Consider the following 25,012-nt stretch of genomic DNA (forward strand, 5'->3'; position numbering starts at 1 on the left):
CAGATGGCGCACCTGTGAAAACGAGCACCATGGAGACGTTCGCCTGGGAATGGCGGTGGAACGGAGCGTGCCTGAACGAGCCCGCCCCGTAACCGCCCCGGGGCTCCCGCGCCGCGAGCCGCCCGCGCGCCGTAATCCGCCCGGGAACCGCGCGGTCTTCCCGGCGCCCGCCGGGCGTGCCGTCCCACCGCCCGCGCGGGAGGCGCGCGCTGTGGGCGCTCGGCTCAGTGTTCCGCGCCCCCGTTGCCCGCGCCGAGCCATCCGGCCAGCTTGCCGCCCTTGCCCACGGCACGCAGGCGTCTTTCGGTCGCGTCGCGCACGGGGTCCGTCGCCACGACGAGCAGTTCGTCCCCGCGCCGCAGCGCCGTCGTCGGCATCGGCACGAACGACGCGCCGTCGCGCACGACGAGCGTGACCGCCGCCCCGGCCGGCAGCCGCAGTTCGTTGATCTCGACGCCGTGCATCTTCGACCCCCCGGGGATGGAGACCGACAGCAGGTGGCCGCGGAGCCGTTCCAGCGGAGCCGATTCGATGCCGAGGTCGGCGGCCTCCGGTCCCTGCCCCAGCCGCAGCTTGCGGGCCAGCCAGGGCAGTGTGGGCCCCTGGACCAGGGTGTAGACGACGACCAGGACGAAGACGATGTTGAAGATGCGCCGGCTGCCGTCGACGCCGTTCACCATCGGAATGGTCGCCAGGATGATGGGCACGGCCCCGCGCAGCCCGGCCCACGACATCAGGGCCTGCTCCTGCCAGGGCACCCGGAAGGGCACGAGGCAGGAGACGACGCTCAGGGGGCGCGCGATCACGGTGAGCACCAGCCCGATGACGAGCGCGGGCGCCACGTCGCCGCCCAGCTCGTGTGGTGTGACCAGCAGGCCGAGCAGGACGAACATGCCGATCTGGGCGATCCAGCCGAGTCCGTCGGCGAACCCGCGGGTGGCGGGCCAGTGCGGCAGCTTCGCGTTGCCCAGCACCATCGAGGCGAGGTAGACGCCGAGGAAGCCGCTGCCGTGCGCCAGTGCGCCCGCCGCGTACGCGGTGACCGCGATCGCCATGACGGCGATCGGATACAAGCCGGACGCGGGCAGCGCGACGTGCCGCAGGGTCCACGCGCCCAGCCAGCCGACCGAGAGGCCGACCGCGGCGCCGATGGCCAGCTCCAGGGCTATCTCGCCGAGCAGGACGTACCAGTGCTCGACCGGCCCCGCCGCGGAGAACGCGACGACCATGATGACGACCGGGGCGTCGTTGAAGCCGGACTCGGCTTCCAGGGTGCCCGTCACGCGCGCGGGGAGCGGGATCTTCCGGAGCACCGAGAAGACGGCCGCCGCGTCCGTGGAGGACACCACCGCGCCGATGATGAGGGCCTGCCGCCACTCCAGTCCGGTCAGGTAGTGCGCGCTCGCGGCCGTGACGCCGACGCTCACCGCGACGCCGGCCAGGGCCAGGGCGGTGGCGGCCGGCAGGACCGGTCTGATCTCCTTCCACTTCGTGCCGAGTCCGCCCTCGGCGAGGATGACGACCAGGGCGGCATATCCGATGACCTGGGTCAGTTCGGCGTTGTCGAAGTGGATGTTGCCGACGCCGTCCTGACCCATGAGGACGCCGATGCCCAGGTACACGAGCAGGCTGGGGAGCCCGCTGCGCGACGAGATCCGGACTGCCGCCACGGCGACGAGCAGGACGAGCGAGCAGACGAGCAGGAGCTGGTTGAGCTGGTGGACGGTCAGCGGCGGATCCCTTCCCTGGCGCACGAGCTTCGCGCGCGGACACATACATATCGGACACGAGGCGATGCGTGCCCGTGCACGACTACTTCGTTACCTTACCTAACTCTTGACGATTTCTTGACGTTCTCCCGAGCGTGCTCGAACGCTCGCCCGTACTGGTTCCAGACTCCGCGTCAAGTGCCACCGGGCCCTGCGCCTATGGTTGCTCCAGCACTCCAGGACCGCCTGCCGCTCGCGTTAGGACAGCAAGGACAGCGATGCCCCCCAACACCACCGCCACAACGGGTGACAAGCCCGGCAAGTCCGGCAGGAAGAAGGGGCGCAAAGCCCGTTTTATCGTGCTTGTCCTGGTGCTGGCCGTCATCGGAGGTGCCGGCTACGGGGGGTACTGGTCCGTCAGCACCGTCCGCGCCTCGTTCCCGCAGACGAAGGGATCGATCACGCTCCCGGGGCTGTCCGGCCCCGTGGACGTCAAGCGTGACGGATACGGCATCCCGCAGATCTACGCCTCCTCCGACGAGGACCTGTTCATGGCGCAGGGGTACGTCCAGGCGCAGGACCGGTTCTACGAGATGGACGTGCGCCGCCACCTGACGTCCGGGCGTCTGTCGGAGATGTTCGGCGCGAGTCAGGTCGACAACGACGCGTTCCTGCGCACGCTCGGCTGGGACCGGGTCGCGAAGCAGGAGTACGCCACCGAGCTGTCGCCCGCCACGAAGAAGTACCTCCAGGCCTACGCCAAGGGCGTCAACGCCTATCTCGACGGCAAGGACGGCAAGGACCTCTCGCTGGAGTACGCCGCCCTCGGCTTCGCCAACGACTACAAGCCGGGGAAGTGGACCCCGGTCGACTCGGTCGCCTGGCTGAAGGCGATGGCCTGGGACCTGCGCGGCAACATGCAGGACGAGATCGACCGCGCCCTGATGACCAGCCGCCTCGGCCCGAAGCAGATCGCCGACCTCTACCCGCAGTACCCCTACGACCGCAACCGGCCGATCGTCCGGGAGGGCGCGTACGACGAGCTCGCCAAGACGTTCGAGCAGCAGGGCGCCTCCAGCGGCTCGGGCGCGTCGACGAGCGGCGCGGCGGGCACCTCCTCGGGCACCGCCTCCCCGGCTCTGCAGAGCCAGCTGGCGGGCCTCTACAAGGTCCTGGACGACATCCCCTCGGCCGTCGGCGTGAACGGCAACGGCATCGGCTCCAACTCCTGGGTCGTCGCCGGGGAGCACACCATCACCGGCAAGCCCCTCCTGGCCAACGACCCGCACCTGTCGCCCTCCCTGCCGTCCGTGTGGTACCAGATGGGCCTGCACTGCCGCAGCGTGTCCAGCACCTGCCAGTTCGACGTCGCCGGCTACACCTTCGCCGGCATGCCCGGCGTCGTCATCGGTCACAACAAGGACATCGCCTGGGGCATGACCAACTCCGGTGTCGACGTCACCGACCTCTACCTGGAGAAGCTCGCCGGCGACGGCTACCTCCATGACGGCAAGGTCGTCCCCTTCACGACCCGTGAGGAGACCATCGAGGTCGCCGGCGGCGACTCGAAGAAGATCGTCATCCGCCAGACCGAGGACGGGATGCCGTTGCTGTCCGACCGCAGCGACGAACTGGTGCAGGTCGGCAAGAAGGCGACGGTCGACACCTCGGCCCCCGACCGCGGCGACGGCTACGGCATCGCGCTGCGCTGGACCGCCCTGGACCCGGGCACCTCCATGGACGCCGTGTTCGCCATGGACAAGGCGGCCGACTGGGAGGGCTTCCGCGCCGCGGCCAAGCTGTTCGAGGTGCCCTCGCAGAACCTCATCTACGCCGACACCAGGAACAACATCGGCTACCAGCTGCCCGGAAAGATCCCCACGCGAGCGAAGGGCGACGACGGCTCGGTGCCCGCGCCGGGCTGGGACTCCGAGTACCGCTGGACCGGCTACCTGGACTTCGACGAGCTGCCCCACGAGTACAACCCCGAGCGCGGCTACATCGTCACCGCCAACCAGGCCGTGATCGGCAAGGACTACCCCTACACGCTCACCACCGACTGGGGCTACGGCGCCCGCAGCCAGCGGATCAACGACCTGATCGAGCAGAAGATCAAGGGCGACGGCAAGATCTCGACCGACGACATGCGGCAGATGCAGCTCGACAACAGCAGCGAGATCGCCAAGCTGCTGGTGCCGTCGCTGCTGAAGATCGACATCGGTGACAAGGACGTCCGCCAGGCGCAGAAGCTGCTGGAGGGCTGGGACTACACCCAGGACGCCGACTCGGCCGCCGCCGCCTACTTCAACTCCGTCTGGCGCAACATCCTCAGGCTCGCCTTCGGCAACAAGCTGCCCAAGGAGCTGAGGGTCGAGGGCCAGTGCCTGTGGGTGGACCCGGCCGACACCACCGGCCCCGTCGACGACACCGAGAAGGTGCGCGAGTGCGGTCAGCGCGACGCCGACCAGGCGCAGCCGGACGGCGGCGACCGCTGGTTCGAGGTGGTGCGCAACCTCATGGACGACGAGAAGAACGACTGGTGGACGGCGCCCGGGTCGGGCACGCACCCCGCGGCGCACAACCGGGACGAGCTGTTCAAGCGCGCCATGATCGACGCTCGCTGGGAACTCACGGCCAGGCTCGGCAAGGACATCGATACCTGGAGCTGGGGCCGGCTGCACCGGCTGTTCCTGAAGAACCAGACCCTGGGCACCGAGGGTCCCGGCGTCCTGCAGTACGTGCTCAACCGCGGTCCGTGGAACCTCGGCGGAGGGGAGGCCGCGGTCGACGCGGCCGGCTGGAACGCCGCCGGCGGCTACGGTGTCGTATGGGTGCCGTCGATGCGGATGGTGGTCAACCTCGACAACATGGACAAGTCGAAGTGGATCAACCTCAGCGGCGCCTCCGGGCACGCCTACAGCGCCCACTACACCGACCAGACCGGAAAGTGGGCCAAGGGCGAACTGCTTCCCTGGTCGTTCTCCCGGCAGGCGGTCGACGGCAGCACCAGCGACGCCCTCGTCCTGAAACCGTGAGCCGACGGTGAGTCAGGGGCCTGCACGCGCGTGTGCAGGCCCCTTTCGCGCGCCGGGACCGCGCGGCAGCCCGCCTCAGCTCCCGAAGCGGCGCACTCCCGAAGGGGTCACCACCGCGTGCACCGGTCGGTCGTGCGCCTCCTCGGGGAGACGCGTCACGACCTCGGTGTCGTACAGCAGTACCACCAGCGCGGGGTGTGCGCCCGCGCGTTCCAGACGGGCCAGTACGCGGTCGTACGAGCCGCCGCCGCGCCCCAGGCGCATGCCGCGCGCGTCGACCGCAACCCCCGGCAGCAGGACGACGTCCGCCGTGGTCACGGCCTCGGGGCCCAGACGTTCGCCGGCGGGTTCGAAGAGCGCCATCCGCCCCCCGTGCCGGACGCGCGCGAGGGAGCCCGCGCCGGAGTACTCGCCCCAGTCCAGGTCGTTGTCGGGCAGCAGCGCCGGCAGCAGGACGCGCGCGCCCCGCGTGCGCAGCGCGTCCAGGAGCGCGAGCGTTCCCGGTTCGCTCCCCACCGAGACGTACGCCGCCACCGTGCGCGCCCGAGCCAGCTCGGGCAGCTCCAGCGCGCGCCGGGCCAGGGCGCCGGCCGCTTCCCGCAGATCGTCGGCGTTCAACCGGTTCCTCACCGAGAGGAATTCCCGCCGCAACATCCGCTTGTCAGAGTCAGCCGCAGGTCCGCTGTCGTTCACTCGTGGCTCCCGTACCGTTTTCCGTGCGCTCATATGAGCAGTTTTGGTTGCGGAGAGACGCAATTCCCCGCCAAGGGCACCGGATAGGGTGACGCCATGACCCAGTCCCACCCCAGGATCAGCAAGGCTGTCATCCCCGCGGCAGGCCTCGGCACGCGATTCCTGCCCGCCACCAAGGCGACGCCCAAGGAGATGCTGCCGGTCGTGGACAAGCCGGCGATCCAGTATGTGGTCGAAGAGGCCGTGTCCGCCGGTCTCGACGACGTCCTCATGATCACGGGGCGCAACAAGCGCCCGCTGGAAGACCACTTCGACCGCAACTACGAGCTCGAGTCGGCCCTGGAGAAGAAGGGCGACACGGAGCGGCTGGCCAAGGTCCAGGAGTCCAGCGACCTCGCGACCATGCACTATGTCCGGCAGGGTGACCCCAGGGGGCTCGGCCACGCCGTGCTGTGTGCGGCGCCGCACGTGGGACAGGAGCCCTTCGCCGTTCTGCTGGGCGACGACCTCATCGACCCCCGGGACCCGCTGCTGCAGCGGATGATCGAGGTCCAGGAGCAGTCCGGCGGCAGTGTCGTCGCGCTCATGGAGGTCGCCCCCGAGCAGATCCACCTCTACGGCTGCGCGGCCGTGGAGGAGACCGAGGACGGCGACGTCGTCAAGGTCAGTGGCCTCGTCGAGAAGCCGGACCCCGCCGACGCCCCCTCGAACTACGCGATCATCGGCCGTTACGTCCTCGACCCGCACATCTTCGACATACTCCGCACCACCGAGCCGGGCCGCGGCGGCGAGATCCAGCTCACCGACGCCCTCCAGCAGCTCGCGCAGGACGAGAAGGTCGGCGGCCCGGTGCACGGCGTCGTCTTCAAGGGACGCCGCTACGACACCGGCGACCGCGGTGACTATCTGCGTGCCATCATCAGACTCGCGTGCGAACGTGAGGATCTGGGCCCGGACTTCCGGACCTGGCTTCGCAGTTACGTCACCGAGGAGATGTAGCCACCTTGAGCAGCGCCGCGCCCCGCACCACCGGCCAGGACCCCTTGTGGTCGGTGGACGAGCATCTGGAGGACATCCTCGCCACCGTCCGCCCCCTCGACCCCATCGAGCTGCAACTGCTCGACGCCCAGGGCTGCGTCCTGGTCGACGACGTCACGGTCCCGGTCTCGCTGCCACCGTTCGACAACAGCTCCATGGACGGGTACGCGGTGCGGGTCGCGGACGTCGCGGGTGTGAGCGAGCAGTTCCCGGCGGTCCTGGAGGTCGTCGGGGACGTCGCGGCGGGCCAGTCCGACCTGCTCCGGGTCGGCCCCGGTCAGGCCGCCCGCATCATGACCGGCGCCCCGCTGCCGTCCGGGGCCGAGGCGGTCGTCCCCGTCGAGTGGACCGACGGGGGGCTCGGCGAGGGCCCGGTGAGCGGGATGCGCGCGCGCAGCCTGGCTCCGGAGGGCGCCGCCGGGCAGGTGCGCGTGTACCGGCCGGCCGAGGCCCGCGCGCACGTGCGGGCGAAGGGCAGTGACGTGAAGGCGGGGGAGCGGGCCCTCGCGGCCGGAACAGTGCTCGGCCCGCCACAGATCGCGCTGCTCGCGGCGATCGGCCGGGGCTCGGTGCACGTGCGCCCGCGCCCGCGCGTGGTGGTGCTGTCCACCGGCAGCGAACTCGTGCAGCCGGGTGAGGAGCTCGGCAGCGGCCAGATCTACGACTCCAACAGTTTCGCGCTGACCGCGGCGGCCCGTGACGCCGGTGCCATCGCCTACCGGGTGGGGGCCGTCGCCGACGACGCCGAGACCTTGCGTTCCACCGTCGAGGACCAGCTCATCCGCGCGGATCTGCTGGTCACCACCGGCGGGGTGAGCGTGGGGGCGTACGACGTCGTCAAGGAGGCGCTGTCCCACGTCGGTGACGCGGACGAACCGGGCAGCGGCATCGAGTTCCGCAAGCTGGCCATGCAGCCGGGCAAGCCCCAGGGCTTCGGCTCCATCGGCCCCGATCACACACCGCTGCTCGCGCTGCCGGGCAACCCGGTGTCCTCGTACGTCTCCTTCGAGCTGTTCGTCCGCCCCGCGATCCGCACCCTGATGGGACTTCAGGACGTGCATCGCCCGCGCATCACGGCCACGCTGGCCGCGGACACGGCGCTGAGCTCGCCGAAGGGGCGCAGGCAGTTCCTGCGAGGCGCTCACGCCGGGGGCACGGTCAGTCCGGTCGGCGGCTCCGGCTCGCATCTGGTGGCCGCGCTGGCGCACGCCGACGCGTTGATCGTCGTCCCCGAGGACGTGGAGTCCGTCGAGCCCGGTAGCGACGTCGAGGTGGTCCTGCTCGGCTGAGCGCACGCGCGCGTGCCCGTATGCCGGGACGGCGGGTCCCGGGCCGCTCGCGCGGCCGGCTTGGCGGTACCGTGTCGCGCACAACAGGCCCGCGCGCCGCACCGCACCGGGCCCGGACCGGGAGCGCCACACGAGCATGAGTACGCAGGACCGACTGACGCACATCGACGAGGCGGGCGCGGCCCGCATGGTCGACGTATCGGAGAAGGACGTGACCGCCCGCACGGCCCGTGCCAGCGGGCGCGTCCTCGTCTCGCCCCGTGTGGTGGAGCTACTGCGCGGCGAAGGCCTTCCCAAGGGCGATGCCCTGGCCACGGCACGGATCGCGGGCATCATGGGAGCCAAGCGCACGCCGGACCTGATCCCGCTGTGCCATCCGCTGTCGGTGTCCGGTGTGAAACTGGACCTGTCGGTCGCGGACGACGCCGTGGAGATCCTGGCCACGGTGAGGACGACGGACCGTACGGGCGTCGAGATGGAGGCCCTCACAGCGGTCTCCGTCGCCGCGCTCACCGTGATCGACATGGTCAAGGCGGTCGACAAGGGAGCGGTCATCACGGACGTGCGGGTGGAGGAGAAGACGGGCGGCAAGTCGGGCGACTGGAGCCGGACGTGACACGGGACGTCCCGATGGGCGGGGCGCTGACCGCTCCGTACAGCGCCTTGGTCGTGACCGCCTCCAACCGGGCTGCCGCAGGCGTGTACGAGGACAGGGGCGGACCGCTCGTCGCGGCGGGGCTGGAGGGTTCCGGGTTCGCCGTGGACGGCCCGAGGGTCGTCCCGGACGGGGATCCGGTCCTGGCCGCGCTGCGGGCGGGGGTCGAGGCCGGATACGACGTGATCGTCACCACCGGCGGCACCGGCGTCTCGCCCACCGACCGCACCCCGGAGGCCACCCGGGCACTGCTCGACTTCGAGGTGCCGGGCATCGCGGAGGCGATCCGGGCCTTCGGCCGGGAGAAGGTACCCACGGCCGTGCTCTCCCGTGGCCTGGCGGGGGTGGCCGGTGGAACCCTGATCGTCAACCTGCCGGGTTCGACCGGTGGGGTGCGGGACGGCCTGGCCGTGCTGGAGCCGCTGCTGGTGCACGTCGTGGACCAGATCCGAGGCGGGGACCACCCGCGGCCGGCCGGGGAGCGCGGGCACGGCGAGGACCGCTCCAGACATGGTGGGGGTGCGAGCTGAACAGCCCTTCCTGGCCCGTGGTGCTCGCCGAGGGCGACGTCGTCCTGCGGCCGATAAGGATGCGCGACCAGCGGGCCTGGCGTGAGGTCAACCGGCGCAACCGTGACTGGCTCAGGCCCTGGGAGGCGACGATCCCGCCACCCACGCCGAGCGGCCCCATCACGCACCGGCCGACCTACCGCCAGATGGTGCGCCATCTGCGGCACGAGGCGCACGCAGGACGGATGCTGCCCTTCGTCATCGAGTTCGAGGGACGGCTGGTCGGGCAGCTGACCGTCGCCGGCATCACCTGGGGTTCCATGTGCTCCGGGCACATCGGCTACTGGGTGGACGAGAGCGTGGCCGGCCGCGGGGTGATGCCGACGGCGGTGGCGCTCGTCATGGACCACTGCTTCCGCACCGTCGGCCTGCACCGCATCGAGGTCTGCATTCGCCCGGAGAACCGGCCCAGCCGCCGGGTCGTGGAGAAACTCGGATTCCGCGACGAGGGCCTGCGCCCTCGCTATCTGCACATCGACGGCGCCTGGCGGGACCACCTCGTGTTCGCGCTCACCGCGGAAGAGGTTCCCGAGGGGTTGATGAACCGCTGGAAGCGCATGCGGGCGCAGAGCGCGCCGCGCAATCCGCACGGTGCGCCCCGGGATCCGCAGAACACGCCGGGGAATCCGGGGCAGGCATAGAAATTGAATAAATGTTCGAATTTGATCGCCGGACGACCGTCCCGGGGTGTGGAATTCGCACCTCCGACGGGCTAGTGATCGCATCGGTCACAAAAAAAGCTCGAAATATCAGGCAGATCGTGCGACACACCGGCCCAATTGGCGGATGGGCTCGCGCAAACCCCTCTACCGTGTGAGGCGTGAGCAGCAGCGGCCTCATCTACGCAGTCATCGTCGGGGCCTGGGCCGCCTACTTGGTGCCGATGTGGCTCCGTAGGCAGGACGAGCTGAACGAGGCCCGTCCGACGGAACGCTTCAGCACGGCCATCCGGTTGCTGTCCGGACGGGCGGGCATGGAGCGCCGGTACGCCAAGGACCTGCAGGCGCGCTCCACCGACGAGGGGGAGGGCGACGCCGGCGCACCGGACGCCGTCACCGACTCGGTGGACGTCCGGTCCTTCGCCGTGCCTCCGGCGTCCGCCCAGGAGGCATCCGCGGCCCGCGCGCAGGCGCAGGAGCGTGCCGAGCCGGAGCGCGACCACCCCGTGGGACCGGCGGCCCATCCCGATGCCGAGCCGGAGCGCAAGCGTGTGCCGAACGCCCGGCGTACGCCCTCCGCGCAGGCGGCAGCGGCGCGCGCCCAGCGCTCGAAAGTACTCGCGCGCCGCAGGCGCACCACCGTGATGCTCTTCCTCGCCTTCACGCTCGGCGCGATCATCGCGGCCGTCGGAGGGCTCGGGCTCCTCTGGGCGCCGGCCGCGCCCGCGGTACTCCTCAGCGCCTACATCGCCTACCTGCGCCGCCAGGAGCGCCGTCGCTTCGCGTACCAGATGGACCGCCGCCGGGCCGAGGCCGCGGCGCAGCGGCTGCGGGAGCGTCAGCCACGCCGGCGTACGTCCGTCGGCGCGGACGACCGTGCCGAGGCCGAGGACCCGGACGACGGGGCCGAGCCGGAGATCGACCCCGGGATGTCGGTGCTCGCCGCGGACCGCCGCGCGCTCGTCGAGCAGACGGACCACGCCGAGTGGGTCGACCAGCAGCGGGAGCGGCAGCGCAGGCCGGGCCACGGGGAGAGCTGGGACCCGGTGCCGGTGCCGTTGCCGACGTACGTGACCGCCCCGGTCGCGCCGCGCGCGACGGCGGAGGTGGACCTGGGGGCGCCGGACGCGTGGAGCTCGGCGCGTTCCAGCACCGTGGCGCCGGAGCACGAGGTGCAGCCGCCCGCCGTGCCCGAGCAGGAAGGGGAGGAGCCGGCGCCCGGCGCGGACAGCAAGTCGACGGCGCACGCCCGTACTGATGCGCGCCGCGCCGCCTCCGCGCGCCGGGCACGCGAGCGTGGACGCACGCCCCTCTTCGACCAGTACGAGGACGGGCAGCGCCCCCGTGCGGCCAACGAGTGACCCGCTCCCACTCGTGTGTCCCGAGCCTCCCGGGCCCGTGAGCCGGAGGGCGCGCAGGAGCGGAATGACCTTGGCATCCTCGCCCGCAGACCCGAGCGGGAACGGATTTTCAAGCACGCCGATCGGGATGCTAGAGTTTCACTCGTTGCAAGGGCCTGTGGCGCAGTCCGGTAGCGCACCTCGTTCGCATCGAGGGGGCCAGGGGTTCAAATCCCCTCAGGTCCACGCAGCTCAAAGCCCCGGTCGGGTTGTCTCGACCGGGGCTTTGACGTGTCGTACAGCAGTTGAAGTACGGCAACTGCGTCGGAACTTGCTTCCCGAGACGCTTCGCCCCGCTTGCGCGGTGCCCGCCGAGTCGCCTCGGGCGGATGTGTGCGTGCACCTCCATGGTCACGGCGATCCTGCTGTGTCGCAGGATCTGCTCGGGTATCACCGAACTCGGTGACGGGCCGGTGCACTTCCGTGAAGCCGTTCCCGCATACCGCAAAAGGGCGGGGCGGCGCAGTGGGGGATCTCGGCCGGCACGCCGGTCGTCCTGGTCTGCCGAACCACGTGCCGTCGAGGGGCTCCCCGTCGTGAACGCCGGATGAGGGGAGAGGCTCGGCGCCACCTCGTATGAGGTGTTCACGAACCGTCAGGCTCCGTGGGAGCCGGTTGCGGCCGCGTTCACGGAGTACCCGCGGCGCGTCGGCCGGTCCGGCTTCGGTGCCGAGGACCTCGGCCGAGTCGATGCACCCGACCGCGTGATCGTCTTCCGCGGTGTCGGTGGCATCGGGAGAACCGCGCCGCCCAGGAAGCCGGAGGAGCCGTCCGGGTGAGCCGCTGGAGAGGCGGCTGCGCCGCGACGGTCCCGCCTCCCGCTTCGGCCGGGCTCTGCCTCGGGAGAAGGGGCAGGGCTTGGGTGCCCGCGCCTTGGCGGGTCGCCCCGGTCGGTCTCCGCGCAGTGGCCTTCGGCAGGGGCCCGGTGCGCGGCTCTTGGAGGGGGCGGTCGGTTGACCGGTCCGCCGGATGTGTCTGCCCGGTGAGTGATCACCGATGCGACGCCGCGCCGGATCGAGCCGCTGCGCGGGGCGCGCGGCCGGGGGCGGCGTGCTGTCGCCCCCCTTCCGGGTCCCCACGGTGCAACGTTTGGTTGCGTGACCGGTGGGGGTGGCCTAGTCTTGTGTGCAACCGATGGTTGCGAATGTGGAGGCGGGTATGGAGTACGGGAGCATCGAGCGCGAACTGCACGTCGAGGCCTCGCCCGAGGTGGTGTTCGAGGTGCTGACCAGCCCCGAGCACATCCGGGACTGGTGGAGCGCCGAGGCCGACCTCGAACCGGCCGCCGGAGCGACGGGCAGCCTCACGTGGACGGACGAGGGCAGCGGTCGGCGTCAGTCCTCGCCGTTCACGGTGGTCGAGGCCGACCCGCCGCGGACGTTCTCGTTCCGCTGGACGTACGACGAGGCGGAGACGGCGGGGCCGGGCAACTCGCTGCTGGTGACCTTCGAGCTCGTCCCGACGGGGAACGGGACCACCGTGCGCTTCCGCGAGAGCGGTTACCGCGAGCGGGGCTGGGAGGCCGCCGTGCTCGAGGCGCACTACAGCGACCATCGGCAGGGCTGGGACTTCTTCCTGCCCCGCCTGGCCGCGGTCGCGGGCCGACTGGCGGCCGCGCGATGAGCACCGCGATCGACGACGGCCTCTGGTCCGCGATAGGGGACCCGACCAGGCGCCGCGTGATCGACCTTCTGCTGGCCGAAGGGCAGGGGACCGCGACGACCCTCAGCGCGAACCTGCCGGTGACCCGGCAGGCCGTGGCCAAGCATCTCGCGGTGCTCGACCGGTCCGGTCTCGTGCGGTCCGCTCCGGCGGGGCGGGAGAGGCGGTACCGCGTGGACGAGGCGCAGCTGGCCCGTGCCGTCGCCCAGCTGAACTCCGTCGGCGCGATGTGGGACGCCCGCCTGCAGCGCATCAAGAGACTCGCCGAGGCGATCCAGCGAGCCGAGAACGCGGAGAAGTGAAGGGAGAGCGAGATGGTGGACATCCTGCACCGGGTGGGAATCGCGGCGCCGCCGGAGAAGGTCTACGAGGCGCTCACGACGGTCGAGGGCCTGGCCGGCTGGTGGACGACCGACACGAGCGGCAGCGGGGACGGCGTCCTGAGGTTCCGCTTCGGTGACGTCGGCGGCTTCGACATGAAGGTCCTTGATCTGCAGCCGAACACGCGGGTGCTCTGGGAGGTCGTCGCAGGCCCGGCGGAGTGGATCGGGACGACGGTCGCCTTCGACCTGTCCCGGGACGGGGAGTGGACGATCGTCCTGTTCGCGCACGAGGGCTGGCGCGAGCCGGTGGAGTTCATGAACCACTGCAGCACCAAGTGGGCCGTGTTCCTGATGAGCCTGAAATCCATGGTGGAGACGGGGGCCGGTGCACCGCATCCGCACGACGTGCGGATCGGCGACTGGCACTGACGCCGCTCGCGGCGGCCCGTCCCGGCGGCCTGGTCCCAGCGGGTTCGTCGGCGCCTCGTCGGCGGTCGACGGGCCTGCGCGCGCCGGTTGGTCGAGCCCGCTCCTGCCCCGGCTGGCGCCGGGTGCGGCGGAGGCGGTGGGGCGGGCTCGACGCCGGAGGCTGGGGGCGTGGAGTCCGGCGGTGTCACAGGGCCTTCGCGTAGCAGCGGCTCGCCTCGTGGAACCGGTAGTAGCCGAACTTGGTGCACGGTGCGTAGCCGCTGGAGAGGTACAGGGCGATGGCCTCGGGCTGCTTGGTGCCGGTCTCCAGCACCATGCGGATGCGGCCCGCCGTGCGGGCGTCGTCCTCCAGTGCGGCCAGGATGCGCCGGGCGATCCCCCGGCCGCGCATGTCGTCGACGACGTACATGCGCTTGAGCTCGGCGTCGCCGTCCTCGTTGCCCTTGTCGTTGACGTCCTGGCTGCGCCAGCCACCGGTGGCGACGGGCCGGTCGGACTCGTCGTAGGCGATGAGGTAGACGCCGTTCGGTGGGGCGAAGTCCGAGGGGTCCAGGAAGGTGGCGTCCCCTCCGTCGCCGTAGCGGACGTGGTACTCGGCCTGGACCTGGTCGTTGAGCTTGACGGCGTCGGGATGGTCGAAGGCGACCCGGCGAATATTCATGCGGTCAATCGTAGGAGTATGCAGCCGGTGGGTGGGCCGCGGGTGGACATCGGGACGTCGTCCAGTGTGCCGGTATCGTGCCCTGGTGCTCACCGTGGCCCCGGACGACGCGTCCTGCCGATGGGGCCGACTGTGAGGTCGAGGAGAGTGTTGTGCTGACAGTGACCTCTGTGAACGTCAACGGGCTGCGGGCCGCCGCGAAGAAGGGCTTCGTGGAGTGGCTCGCCGGCACGGACGCCGACGTGCTGTGCCTGCAGGAGGTGCGCGCGGAGCAGCACCAGCTGCCCGAGCATGTCCGCGCCCCGGAGGGCTGGCACACGGTGTACGCCCCCGCCGCGGCCAAGGGCCGTGCCGGCGTCTCCCTGTACACCCGGCGTGAGCCGGACCGCGTCCGGGTCGGCTTCGGCTCCGCGGAGTTCGACGGCAGCGGCCGGTACGTCGAGGCCGACCTGCCGGGTGTGACCGTCGCCTCCCTCTATCTGCCCTCCGGCGAGGTCGGCACCGAGCGGCAGGACGAGAAGGTCCGCTTCATGGGGGAGTTCCTGGCGTATCTGAAGGAGCTGCGTGAGCGGGCCTCCGCCGACGGCCGGGAGGTCCTGGTGTGCGGCGACTGGAACATCGCCCACCAGCGGGCCGACCTGAAGAACTGGCGCGGCAACGCCAGGAGCTCCGGCTTCCTGCCCGAGGAGCGCGCCTGGCTGACCCGGGTACTGGACCCGGCGGACGGCGGCTACGTGGACGTCGTGCGGGCGCTGCACCCGGACGCGGAGGGGCCGTACTCGTGGTGGTCGTACCGGGGGCGGGCCTTCGACAACGACACGGGCTGGCGGATCGACTACCACTGTGGGACGCCGGGGCTGGCCGGCAGGGCCGTCAAGGGGTACGTGGAGCGCGCGGCGACGCACGCCGAGCGCTGGTCCGACCACGCGCCCGTCACGGTCGTCTACGAGGCGTAGGCCCGGGCTCGCCCCTTGGGTTCCGGTCCCGTCGGCGGGCACGGGCACGCGGGCCCGCCGGTCCCCGGGCACGGCCCCCGGACCCGCCGCCCGCCACCGGGGCCGGTGCCCGCGTCACGCCCTCGCCCGGGTGGCCCGCCGGTCGGCGGGTGGGCCGGGTGCCCGCCGGTGGGCGGAGTGTGCGAAGGGGCCGTCACGGCGCCCGGGCTCAGGACGGCTGTGGTCCGCCCCCGAGGTGCTTGCCGAGCCGCCTGTCCAGGGCGAGGGACAACTCCGCGTCCACGACGCTGCGGGCCAGTGGGCGCAGGCGCTGCAGGTCCTCCTCCGGGCCGTGGCGCAGGATCAGGTCGGCGAAGAGTTCGGCGAGGGTGTCGGCGTGCTCGCGGACGCGGGCGCCCGCCGTGAGGACCTCCGCGAGCGGGATGCCCTCGCGGACCAGGGCGGAGGAGACGTCGAGCAGGCGGCGGCTGATGTGGACGATCTCGTCGCCGTCCGTGCCGAGGTAGCCGAGTTCCATGGCGGCGGCCAGGTTCTCGGGGGTGACCTCGCCCTCGAAGCGTGCGGCGAGTTCCTCGGGGGTGAGGCGGACCGGCTCCTCCTCGGTGGGGGGACCGACGCCGAGCAGGTCGGCGACGTCCCGGCCGTGGTCGAGGGCCTCGGCGAGTTCCGCGATGCCGCTGAGGGTGTGGCCGCGTTCGAGTAGCGCCGCGATGGTGCGCAGGCGGGCCAGGTGGTGGTCGTCGTACCAGGCGATGCGGCCCTGGCGGCGGGGTGGCGGGATCAGTTTGCGCTCGCGGTAGAAGCGCAGGGTGCGCACCGTGATGCCGGCCAGCTCCGCCAGCTCCTCCATGCGGTATTCACGCTTCTCTGCCACACCGGAAGCCTATGTTGTACCGCGGGTGACTTTCCTCGCCCCGCCCCCTACCCATGAGTACGAGGCTCCTCTACCCTCCCCATTGTGCCAGTGTTCACTGGCAGGGTTTGGGTACGGGTGTGGGAGGGGCTTCGGCATGGCTGAGCACGAGCACGTACGGGTGGCGGTGGTCGGGTCCGGATTCGGCGGGCTGGGAGCCGCCGTGCGACTACGGCGGGAGGGCATCACCGACTTCGCCGTCCTGGAGCGGGCGGGCAGCGTCGGCGGCACCTGGCGGGACAACAGCTACCCCGGTTGCGCCTGCGACGTACCCTCCCACCTGTACTCCTTCTCCTTCGCTCCCAACCCCGACTGGCCGCGCACCTTCTCCGGGCAGGAACACATCCGCGCCTACCTGGAGCGCGTCACCGACACCTTCGGGCTGCGCCCGCACATCCGCTTCGACTCCGAGGTGAAGCGGATGACCTGGGACGGCGAGCAACTGCGATGGGTCATCGAGACCACCGGCGGCAACCTCACCGCGGACGTCGTCGTCTCCGCCACCGGCCCGCTCTCCGACCCCAAGATCCCCGACATCCCCGGCCTCGACTCCTTCCCCGGCAAGGTCTTCCACTCCGCCCGCTGGGACCACGACCACGACCTCGCCGGCAAGCGCGTCGCGATGATCGGCACGGGCGCGTCCGCGATCCAGATCGTGCCGTCCATCCAGCCGGAGGTCGGCAGGCTGACCCTCTTCCAGCGCACCCCCGCCTGGGTCATGCCCCGCGTCGACCGCGCCATCGGCGGGTTCGAGCGCGGGCTGCACCGGCAGCTGCCGTTCACCACCCAGCTGCGCCGCGGAGCGCTGTGGGGCCTGCGCGAGCTCCAGGTGCAGGCCTTCACCAAGCACCCCAACGAGCTCGGCTTCGTCGAGCGGATCGCCGAGCGCAACATGGCGCACGCCATCAAGGACCCCGTGCTGCGCGCAAAACTCACCCCGGACTACCGCATCGGCTGCAAGCGGATCCTCCTGTCGAGCACCTACTACCCGGCGCTCGCGCAGCCCAACGTGGACGTCGTCGCGAGCGGGCTCAGCGAGGTCCGCGGGTCCACCGTCGTCGCCGCCGACGGCACGGAGACCGAGGTCGACGTGATCATCTTCGGTACCGGTTTCCACGTCACGGACATGCCGATCGCCGAGCGGGTCGTGGGCGCCGACGGCCGGACGCTCGCCGAGACCTGGACCGGCGGCATGGCGGCCCTGCGCGGCGCCTCCGCCGCCGGCTTCCCGAACTGGATGACCATCATCGGGCCCAACACCGGCCTCGGGAACTCCTCGATGATCCTCATGATCGAGTCCCAGCTGAACTACCTCGCCGACTACATGCGCCAGCTGGACGTCCTCGGCGGCCGTGCCGCGCTCGACGCGCGCCCGAGCGCCGTGCACGCCTGGAACCGCCGGGTGCAGGAGCGCATGAAGCGGACGGTGTGGAACACGGGTGGCTGCACCAGCTGGTACCTCGACGCGAGCGGACGCAACACCACCGTCTGGCCGGGGACGACCAGCGAGTTCCGGCGGGCCACGCGCCGCGTCGAACTCTCGGAGTACCAGGTGCTGCGCCCCTCCGACGGCCGCACGCCCGGGAAGACGACCCTCGGTGGAAGGGCGGCCGAAGGGGCCGGCTCCGACGGGGAGTCGCCCGGGGCGAGCGGAAGCGGCTCCCGGCGGAAGGCCCGCGCCCAGCAGGCTCCGGCGCGGGGGGCTGTCGGGGCCCCGGCGCGGCAGGCCTCCGGCCGCACCCGGGGGGCCGCCGGATGAGCCGTCTCGCCCACGTGACCTCCGGGCCCTATGCCCCGCCCGCGCCCGCGCGCGAGCTGACCGTCGTCTCCGCCGACGGCGCGCGGCTGCACGTCGAGATGCACGGCCCCGTCGACGACCCGGCCGCTCCCGCGGTCGTCCTCGCGCACGGGTGGACCTGCTCGACCGCGTTCTGGGCGGCGCAGATTCGCCTGCTGGCGGCCGACCACCGGGTCATCGCCTACGACCAGCGCGGCCACGGACGCAGCCCGGCGAGCCCCGCGTGCAGCACCCGGGCCCTCGCCGACGACCTGGAGGCCGTGCTCTCGGCCACGCTCGCGCCCGGCGAGAAGGCGGTGATCGCCGGCCATTCCATGGGCGGCATGACGGTGATGGCAGCCTCGGCGCGCCGGACGTTCCGCGAGCACGCGGCGGCGGTTCTGCTGTGCAGCACCGGCAGTTCGCGTCTGGTCGCGCAGTCCACCGTCGTACCGATCCGGGCCGGGCGGACGCGGACCTGGCTGACCCGGCGCGTCCTCGGTTCCCGCGCCCCCCTCGGACCCGTCACGCCACTCGCCCGGCGCGTCCTCAAGTACGGGACGATGGGCCCGGGTTCGGCCCCGCTCATGGTGGAGGCGTGCGCGCGGATCGTGCACGCCTGCCCGCGCACGGTCCGCCACGCCTGGTCGCAGGTGCTGGCGCGGCTCGATCTCGACCACGGGGTGAGGGAGTTGCGGGTGCCGGTGGCGGTCGTCGTCGGCACCGCGGACCGGCTCACGCCGCCCGTGCACGCCCGGGCTCTGGCCGCCGAGCTGCCCCGGTGCACCGGGCTGACCGAGCTGCCCGGGCTCGGTCACATGACGCCGGTGGAGGCGCCGGACGCGGTCGGCGAGGCGATCCGCGAGCTGGTCGCGACCCACCTGGTGGCCGCGCGTGCCACGGACGTCCGGGACACCGCCGGGCATGCGCACACCGGCCCCGCGGACACCGGCCCCGCGGACACCGGCCCCGCGGACACCGGTCACGCGGGCGTGCGGGACGCAGCGCAGGACACGCACGCCCGGGACGCGGGCGGACGACAGGAAGCGGCCGGCGCGCAGGTCGCCGGCGCACCGATCGAGGAGGGCGCATGAGTTTCCTGAGTCGACCTCTAGGCCGCCAGAGGCTCGTCGGCGGGTGTGTTGATCTTGCTGTTGGCTTGGTGGATGGCGGGGTCGTAGCAGGTGCCGTCGCGCCAGCAGGCCCACATCACGCGGAGCCAGGCGCGGGCCAGGATGCGGACGGCGTGTGGGTGCCGCTTCTTGCGGGCCCGGGCGTCGTTGTAGGTCCTGGCGGCCCAGTCGCTTCCGTGGCGGCTGTTGTCCGCGAAGGTGGTCAGCGCGACGCGTGCGCGACGGTTGGTCGCGAAGCGGAAGGAGACCGTGCGGGACTTGCCCGAGGCACGGGTGACGGGGACGACACCGGCTTCGGCGATGAGCTGTTCGCAGGTCTGGGCGCGTTCCAGGATCGGGCCGATCTCGCCGATGACCTGTCCGAGGCTGACCGTGCCGATGCGGGGCATGGTGGCGCACAGCGGTGCGTAGGGGTGGGTTCGGGTGGCTTCGGCGATGGTCTTGTCCAGGGTGCGGATGGTCGCGCGTATGCCCTGCACGAGCTGGACCTGGACACGTACCAGCTGCTCGACGACGGCGTCACTGAGGCGGGAGGCGGCCTTCGGGGCGGCGCGCAGGCGCTCTATGAGGACGCTGCCGGGCTTCTTGCCGGGGTAGCCGCGGCGCTTGCACCAGGCCTGAAGCCGTCCGGCGGTGAGCTTCGCGGCGGAGGCCGGGGTGGGATGACGCTCCAGGAACGCGAGAGCGATGTCGCTGTCCGGGTCGGCGAAGACCGCCTTGCCGCCGGGCCAGTGCCCGTCCAGCAACGCGGCGAGCTGGTTGACGGCGGCGATGCGGGCCTCGATGTGGTCTGCCCGCTGCCGGGTCAGCGCCTGCAGACCGGGAGTGGCCTGCTCGGTCGGCTCCAGGCGGGACAGCAGGTGGCCGTCGGTGCGCAGGCAGTCGGCGAGCTTCATGCTGTCGCCGGCGTCCGTCTTGGCCTTCGAGGCGCCCCAGCGCGCCCGCATGGCGTGGAAGGCATTGGGGTGCACCGGTACGACCGGGTGGCCGGCGGCCAGAAGCCGGTCGACGGCCAGGCCCCGGGTGGTTTCGATGGCAACGGGCAGGTCGGCCGGGTCGCCGTGCCTGCGCAAGCGGGCCAGGGTCTTGGCGAACCCTTCCTCGGTGCGGGCCAGTTCCCACCGGTCGATGCGCTTGCCGAAGGGGTCCATGACGGTCACGTCATGGGTTTCGGTCGCCCAGTCCCATCCGATGAACACGTGCGTCGTACTCCACTGCCGTTCCAGGAGCACCTGCCCGGTGGTGAGGTCGTCTGCCGGGAGCTCACTAATCGGCCCTCTGCGGGGCGTGTCCCTGAAGCCGATCAGACGGCCTCGGCCCGGCAGGGCTGGCGTCACTCATGCAGGCCGTCGAACGGCACGCAAGACAGGCCGTGCACCCGCCGGGACCGAGAGGTCACAACCCTACCCGTGAGGGCTGCAGAAGGGATGGTCCTCTAATGAGCAGGGTCAGCCTGGAGGGACAGGTCGCGGTCGTCACCGGCGCGGCGCGGGGCGTCGGCGAGCTGCTCGCCCGCAAGCTCTCCGCGCGCGGCGCGACGGTCGCCCTGGTCGGCCTGGAGCCGGACGCCCTCAAGCAGGTCGCCGAGCGGCTGCACGGCGAGAGCGGCCACTGGCACGCGGACGTCACCGACCACGAGGCGATGACGCGGGTGGCGCAGGAGGTCAAGGAGCGGTTCGGGAAGGTCGACGTCGTCGTCGCCAACGCCGGTGTCGCCAGCGGTGGGCCCTTCGTCGACTCCGACCCGCGGGCCTGGCGACGGGTGATCGAGGTCAACCTCGTCGGGTCGGCGGTGACGGCCCGCGCGTTCCTGCCGGTGCTGATGGAGAGCCGCGGTTACCTGCTGCAGATCGCCTCCCTCGCCGCGATCACGCCGGCGCCGATGATGACCGCGTACTGCGCGTCCAAGTCGGGCGTGGAGGCGTACGCGCACAGTCTGCGCGCCGAGGTCGGTCACAGGGGCGTGCGGGTCGGCGTCGGCTACCTGTCGTGGACCGACACCGACATGGTGCGTGGGGCCGACCAGGACGACGTCATGCGGGAACTCCGGCAGCGACTGCCGTGGCCGTCGAACAAGACGTACCCGCTGGGACCCGCGGTCGACCGGATCGTCGCCGGGATCGAGCGGCGGTCCAGCCATGTCTACGGCCAGTGGTGGCTGCGCGGGATGCAGGGCGTGCGCGGGTACCTGCCGGGGCTCATCGGCACCGTCGGGCAGCGTGAGATGCGGCGCTTCGCGGACCGGTTGGAGGGCATGCGGACCGGGCTGGTGGGCGCGGGCGGAGCTGCCGACGAGCGGGAGCGGACCCCGGCCGCGGGGGCTGCTACGGAGCGTGAGTGATCGACATGCGGTGCGTCACCCCCCGTGTGAGTCTGGTCGAGGCCCCACCGCCGCCGGAATCCGGCCGGTCGGAGGCCGTCCCCCTCACCCACACAGGAGTGAACCCACATGGGCATGAAGGACAAGTTCCAGGACCAGGCCGAGCAGTGGCAGCAGCAGGCCAAGGACAAGCTCGGCGAGAGCCGTGAGAAGTCCGGCCGACGCAGCCCGCAGCGCCAGCAGCCCGAGCGTGGCCGCCACGAGACGGAGGACGCGGACCGGGAGATGCAGGAGCAGTTCGACCAGGACTACGACGCGTAGCCGCTGCGCTCGGCCTGTTCCGCACGCCGTGGGGCGCCCCCTTCTCCTCGGGGGCGCCCCACGCCGTGTGCCGCGCGTGGTGCCGTCGCCGGAGCCGCCGGGGGCGTCCGCGCCGCCCGGCCGCCCGCGTCCCCGGGGCGTTCCATCACCACCCCGCGGACCGCCGTGAGTCTCAACTGCTGCGTGGTGGCAGCTTCGGGCGGGACCTGTCGGGTACGTCCCGGTAGTCCGGCGGTGTGGCCGGCGGGTTGGACTCCAGCAGTTCCAGGGCGAGTCGGACGGCGTCGCCGAGCTGGGCGTGGCGGCCCTCGGCCCAGTCGAGGGGGGTGCGCAGTGCCTCGACGTCGGGGCTGACGCCCAGGTTCTCCACCGACCAGCCGTAGGCGTCGAACCATGCCGCGTTCATCGGCACGGTGATCACCGAGCCGTCGCCGAGACGGTGGCGGCCGGTCATGCCGACGACGCCGCCCCAGGTCCGCTGCCCGACCACGGGCCCCAGTCCCAGCAGCTTGAACGCCGCGATGATCATGTCGCCGTCGGAGGACGTCGACTCGTCGCACAGGGCCACGACCGGACCGCGCGGTGCGTTGGAGGCGTACGAAACGGGCTGGGCGTTCCTCGTCAGGTCCCAGCCGATGATCGTGCGGGTGAGTTTCTCGACGACCAGCTCGCTGATGTGGCCGCCGGCGTTGCCGCGGACGTCCACGATGAGCGCGGGCCGGGACACCTCCATGCGCAGGTCCCGGTTGAACTGCGCCCAGCCGGAGCCGCCCATGTCGGGGATGTGGAGGTAGCCGCACCGGCCGTCGCTCAACTGCCGTACGACGCCGCGGCGTTTGGCGACCCAGTCCTGGTAGCGCAGCGGGCGTTCGTCGGCGAGGGGGACGACCGCGACGCGGCGGGCACGGCCGGCGACCCCTTCCGCCGGGGTGAACGTCAGCTCCACCGTGGTGCCCCCCGACCCCGCCAGCAGTGGGTACGGTCCGGTGGCCCGGTCCACCGGGCGCCCGTCGACGTGGGTGAGGACGGCGCCCTCGCGGATGCCCGTGCCGGCCAGCGGTGAGCGGGCCCTGGAGTCGGAGGAGTCGCCCGGCAGGATCCGCTTCACCGTCCACCCGGCCTCCCGGCGGGCGAAGTTGGCGCCGAGGAGGCCCTGCAGACGCTGGTAGTGCGCCGGGCCCTCGTTGCGGCGGGCGGCGGAGACGTAGGCGTGGGAGGTGCCCAACTCGCCGAGCACCTCGCGCAGCAGGTCGGCGAACTCGTCGGGAGAGGCGACCCGTTCGAGCAGCGGCCGGTACTGCGCGAGCACGGCGTCCCAGTCGACGCCGCTCATCCCCGGGTCCCAGAAGTAGGCGCGGACGAGCCGGCCGGCCTCCTCGTAGGACTGGCGCCACTCGGCGGGCGGATCGGCCTCGTGGAGGATGCGGCGCAGGTCGATCCAGGTGGTGGTGTCGCCCTCGCCGGACTCGGTGGCGGGCACGGCCCGCAGATCGCCCTCGTCCATGACGACCAGACGGCTGCCGTCGCCGCTGACGGCGAACCAGTCCAGGTGGCCGACGAGTTCGGACTTCTTCGCCCGGGTCGGGTTGAAGTGCTCCAGCGTCGGCCGTTCGCTGGGGTCGCCGGGGTTGGCGAACGTCTCGCCCAGCGCGCCGGAGATGGGCCAGCGCAGCCAGACCAGTCCGCCGCCCGCCACCGGGCGCAGCCCCGAGTACTTGGAGGCCGCGACCGGGAAGGGCGTCACCCTGCTCTCCAGGCCCGCCACCTCCACCGTCACCGCGCTTCCGTCGCCGGTCCCCTCGTCCTCCACCGGGTCCAGGCCTCCGGCGGCCGGCCTGCCCTCGGGGTTCAGTGCGAACGGGGAGGGCGTGGCGGAGGACAGGGGGACGAGGTAGGGGCGGCAGCCCAGCGGGAAGGACAGGTCGCCGGTGTGGACGTCGTAGACGGGGTCGAAGCCGCGCCAGGACAGGAAGGCGAGGTAGCGGCCGTCGCGGGTGAAGACCGGGTTCTCGTCCTCGAAACGGCCGTTGGTCACGTCGACGATCAGGCGGTCCTTCATCCGGGCCAGCCTGATCTGCCGCAGCGACCGCCCGACGCCCGGGTGCGACCAGGTCAGCCAGCAGCAGTCCGGGGCGAAGGCCAGGTCGCGCACGGGACCGTTGCCGGACCGGACCAGCTCGGTGACCTCGCCGTTGGAGTCCTCGGTGACGTCCAGGAGCAGCAGCCGCCCGTCGTGCGCGGCGACGGCGACCCGTTCGCCCGTGGGGTCGGACACCATCTCCAGCACGCGGCCCAGTTCGCCGGAGGCCAGGCGGCGCGGCGCGCGGTCGCCGGTGGCACGGGGCAGGTAGGCGATCTCGACCGCGTCCTCGCCGTCGGCGTCGGTGACGTAGGCGACCTGCCCGGTCGAGCCCAGCATCTCCGGCAGCCGCACCCGCACCCCGGGGGTGTCGGTGAGGGTGCGGGCGGGACCGTCGCGATGGGTGAGCCAGTACAGGCTGCCGCGGACGACGACGGCACTGGCCCGGCCCGTCTCGTCGACGGAGAGACCGTCCACGTGCTGGGACGCCGGGACCTGGTAGCGGCGGCGCCCGGCGCGCGGCCCGGACAGCCGCACGTCCAGGCGGCGTGGCAGCGCGTCCGGTGACAGGTCGTCCACCAGCCACAGGTCGCCCGCGCACTGGTACACCACGCGGGTGCCGTCGCTGGCGGCGTGCCGGGCGTAGAAGGCGTCGTGGTCGGTGTGGCGGCGCAGGTCGGAGCCGTCATGGGCGCAGGAGTAGAGGTTGCCGACGCCCTCGTGGTCGGAGAGGAAGGCGATCCGGCCGCCGACGAACATGGGGGAGTGGAGATGGCCGCCGAGGTCCGGCAGCAGCCGCTCGCCGTGCAGCCACAGGCGTCCCGTGGCGCCGCCCCGGTACCGCTTCCAGGCGGCCGGCTCGTGCGGTGGGGTGCCGGTGAGCAGCAGGGTCCTGCGCTCGCCGTCGAGGTCGGCCACCTGGATGTCGGAGACGGGGCCCCAGGGGAGCTTGCGGCCCGGGTCGTCCTCGGTGGCGACCTTGTAGGCCCAGGTGAAGTGCGGGAAGGGCTCGCCGTGCGAGGCGACGGCGAGGATGTCGCCGTCCGGGGTCCAGCCGCGCACCTGGGTGTCGGCGCTGCCCCAGTGCGTCAGCCGCAGGCTCTCCCCGCCGTCCGTTCCGACCAGGTGGATCTCGGGCGCCAGACTGCGCCACGAGGTGTACGCGATGCTGCGGCCGTCGGGCGAGAAACGCGGGTGCCCGGTCTTCGTCCGGTCGACGGTGAGCCGCCAGGCGCGGTCCGGACCGTCGAGGGGGGCCAGCCAGAGGTCGTCCTCGGCCACGAAGCACAGCAGATCACCGTGGAGGTGGGGCAGGCGCAGATAGCTCACCTCCCCATGCTTTTCCGGGGGAGGGGCGGCAGCAACTCGTGACCGCCGGGATTCCCCCCCG

The 25,012-nt window shown here is 72.0% G+C and carries 21 protein-coding genes and 1 tRNA gene; 16 read left to right on the forward strand and 6 right to left on the reverse strand.

Annotation, left to right across the window (positions count from 1 at the left end):
* Window positions 1–224: 224 nt before the first annotated feature.
* Window positions 225–1,775, reverse strand: coding sequence for a potassium/proton antiporter (locus I3F54_RS03245; RefSeq protein WP_240117013.1), 1,551 nt, complete (start codon window positions 1,773–1,775; stop codon window positions 225–227).
* A gap of 212 nt (window positions 1,776–1,987) precedes the next feature.
* Here I3F54_RS03245 and I3F54_RS03250 point away from each other — a divergent pair, with 212 nt between their 5' ends.
* Window positions 1,988–4,744 carry a penicillin acylase family protein gene (locus tag I3F54_RS03250; RefSeq protein ID WP_240117014.1) on the forward strand — a complete coding sequence of 919 codons (2,757 nt, stop codon included), beginning with the start codon at window positions 1,988–1,990 and terminating at the stop codon, window positions 4,742–4,744.
* A 75-nt stretch (window positions 4,745–4,819) separates the two neighbouring features.
* On the opposite strand, the gene I3F54_RS03255 is transcribed toward I3F54_RS03250, so the two are convergent.
* Window positions 4,820–5,398, reverse strand: coding sequence for a 5-formyltetrahydrofolate cyclo-ligase (locus I3F54_RS03255; protein WP_240117015.1), 579 nt, complete (start codon window positions 5,396–5,398; stop codon window positions 4,820–4,822).
* Between the two features lie 135 nt (window positions 5,399–5,533).
* Here I3F54_RS03255 and galU point away from each other — a divergent pair, with 135 nt between their 5' ends.
* The 10 genes from galU (at window position 5,534) to I3F54_RS03305 (ending at window position 13,461) form a co-directional block, all read left to right on the forward strand.
* Entirely contained in the window at window positions 5,534–6,436 is a 903-nt protein-coding gene (gene galU, locus I3F54_RS03260; protein ID WP_240117016.1) for a UTP--glucose-1-phosphate uridylyltransferase GalU, read from the forward strand.
* A 5-nt stretch (window positions 6,437–6,441) separates the two neighbouring features.
* Entirely contained in the window at window positions 6,442–7,764 is a 1,323-nt protein-coding gene (glp, locus tag I3F54_RS03265) for a gephyrin-like molybdotransferase Glp (RefSeq protein ID WP_240117017.1), read from the forward strand.
* Between the two features lie 136 nt (window positions 7,765–7,900).
* Window positions 7,901–8,380, forward strand: coding sequence for a cyclic pyranopterin monophosphate synthase MoaC (gene moaC / locus I3F54_RS03270; protein ID WP_205386463.1), 480 nt, complete (start codon window positions 7,901–7,903; stop codon window positions 8,378–8,380).
* Window positions 8,377–8,949: a molybdenum cofactor biosynthesis protein B gene (locus tag I3F54_RS03275; protein ID WP_240117018.1), complete on the forward strand. Its 573-nt coding sequence runs from the start codon at window positions 8,377–8,379 to the stop codon at window positions 8,947–8,949. Before moaC ends, I3F54_RS03275 begins: the two co-directional genes overlap by 4 nt.
* Window positions 8,950–8,969: 20 nt before the next feature.
* Entirely contained in the window at window positions 8,970–9,629 is a 660-nt protein-coding gene (locus tag I3F54_RS03280) for a GNAT family N-acetyltransferase (protein WP_240117065.1), read from the forward strand.
* Window positions 9,630–9,808: 179 nt separating this feature from the next.
* Window positions 9,809–11,008: a gephyrin-like molybdotransferase receptor GlpR gene (glpR, locus tag I3F54_RS03285; RefSeq protein ID WP_240117019.1), complete on the forward strand. Its 1,200-nt coding sequence runs from the start codon at window positions 9,809–9,811 to the stop codon at window positions 11,006–11,008.
* A gap of 151 nt (window positions 11,009–11,159) precedes the next feature.
* Window positions 11,160–11,233 (forward strand) — tRNA-Ala (locus tag I3F54_RS03290).
* A gap of 972 nt (window positions 11,234–12,205) precedes the next feature.
* Window positions 12,206–12,670, forward strand: coding sequence for an SRPBCC domain-containing protein (locus I3F54_RS03295; RefSeq protein WP_240117020.1), 465 nt, complete (start codon window positions 12,206–12,208; stop codon window positions 12,668–12,670).
* Complete coding sequence (locus tag I3F54_RS03300) at window positions 12,667–13,011, forward strand: metalloregulator ArsR/SmtB family transcription factor (protein ID WP_240117021.1); 345 nt, start codon at window positions 12,667–12,669, stop codon at window positions 13,009–13,011. The genes I3F54_RS03295 and I3F54_RS03300 overlap by 4 nt, the downstream gene beginning before the upstream one ends.
* Window positions 13,012–13,023: 12 nt before the next feature.
* Window positions 13,024–13,461, forward strand: a complete 438-nt coding sequence (locus tag I3F54_RS03305; protein WP_240117022.1) for an SRPBCC domain-containing protein — start codon at window positions 13,024–13,026, stop codon at window positions 13,459–13,461.
* A 184-nt stretch (window positions 13,462–13,645) separates the two neighbouring features.
* Here I3F54_RS03305 and I3F54_RS03310 read toward each other — a convergent pair whose 3' ends face one another.
* Window positions 13,646–14,122 carry a GNAT family N-acetyltransferase gene (locus tag I3F54_RS03310; protein ID WP_240117023.1) on the reverse strand — a complete coding sequence of 159 codons (477 nt, stop codon included), beginning with the start codon at window positions 14,120–14,122 and terminating at the stop codon, window positions 13,646–13,648.
* Window positions 14,123–14,274: 152 nt separating this feature from the next.
* Between I3F54_RS03310 and I3F54_RS03315 the strand changes: the two genes are divergently transcribed.
* Window positions 14,275–15,078, forward strand: coding sequence for an exodeoxyribonuclease III (locus I3F54_RS03315; RefSeq protein WP_240117024.1), 804 nt, complete (start codon window positions 14,275–14,277; stop codon window positions 15,076–15,078).
* A gap of 208 nt (window positions 15,079–15,286) precedes the next feature.
* Here I3F54_RS03315 and I3F54_RS03320 read toward each other — a convergent pair whose 3' ends face one another.
* Entirely contained in the window at window positions 15,287–15,952 is a 666-nt protein-coding gene (locus I3F54_RS03320; RefSeq protein WP_240117025.1) for a MerR family transcriptional regulator, read from the reverse strand.
* A 136-nt stretch (window positions 15,953–16,088) separates the two neighbouring features.
* Here I3F54_RS03320 and I3F54_RS03325 point away from each other — a divergent pair, with 136 nt between their 5' ends.
* Both I3F54_RS03325 and I3F54_RS03330 read left to right on the forward strand, forming a co-directional pair.
* A complete protein-coding gene (locus tag I3F54_RS03325; protein WP_240117026.1) occupies window positions 16,089–17,750 on the forward strand; it encodes an NAD(P)/FAD-dependent oxidoreductase in 1,662 nt (553 codons plus the stop codon).
* Window positions 17,747–18,862: an alpha/beta fold hydrolase gene (locus I3F54_RS03330; protein ID WP_240117027.1), complete on the forward strand. Its 1,116-nt coding sequence runs from the start codon at window positions 17,747–17,749 to the stop codon at window positions 18,860–18,862. The genes I3F54_RS03325 and I3F54_RS03330 overlap by 4 nt, the downstream gene beginning before the upstream one ends.
* A 17-nt stretch (window positions 18,863–18,879) precedes the next feature.
* Here I3F54_RS03330 and I3F54_RS03335 read toward each other — a convergent pair whose 3' ends face one another.
* Window positions 18,880–20,100, reverse strand: a complete 1,221-nt coding sequence (locus I3F54_RS03335; protein WP_240117028.1) for an IS110 family transposase — start codon at window positions 20,098–20,100, stop codon at window positions 18,880–18,882.
* Window positions 20,101–20,339: 239 nt separating this feature from the next.
* On the opposite strand from I3F54_RS03335, the gene I3F54_RS03340 reads away from it, so the two are divergent.
* Together I3F54_RS03340 and I3F54_RS03345 are read left to right on the forward strand one after the other, a co-directional pair.
* On the forward strand, window positions 20,340–21,242 hold the full coding sequence (locus I3F54_RS03340; RefSeq protein WP_240117029.1) for an SDR family oxidoreductase: 903 nt from the start codon (window positions 20,340–20,342) through the stop codon (window positions 21,240–21,242).
* A 108-nt stretch (window positions 21,243–21,350) separates the two neighbouring features.
* Window positions 21,351–21,542, forward strand: coding sequence for a hypothetical protein (locus tag I3F54_RS03345; RefSeq protein ID WP_240117030.1), 192 nt, complete (start codon window positions 21,351–21,353; stop codon window positions 21,540–21,542).
* Window positions 21,543–21,714: 172 nt separating this feature from the next.
* Here I3F54_RS03345 and I3F54_RS03350 read toward each other — a convergent pair whose 3' ends face one another.
* On the reverse strand, window positions 21,715–24,951 hold the full coding sequence (locus I3F54_RS03350) for a S41 family peptidase (RefSeq protein ID WP_240117031.1): 3,237 nt from the start codon (window positions 24,949–24,951) through the stop codon (window positions 21,715–21,717).
* Window positions 24,952–25,012: the final 61 nt, after the last annotated feature.

The organism is Streptomyces sp. MUM 2J (assembly GCF_022414535.1).
Lineage (GTDB): Bacteria > Actinomycetota > Actinomycetes > Streptomycetales > Streptomycetaceae > Streptomyces.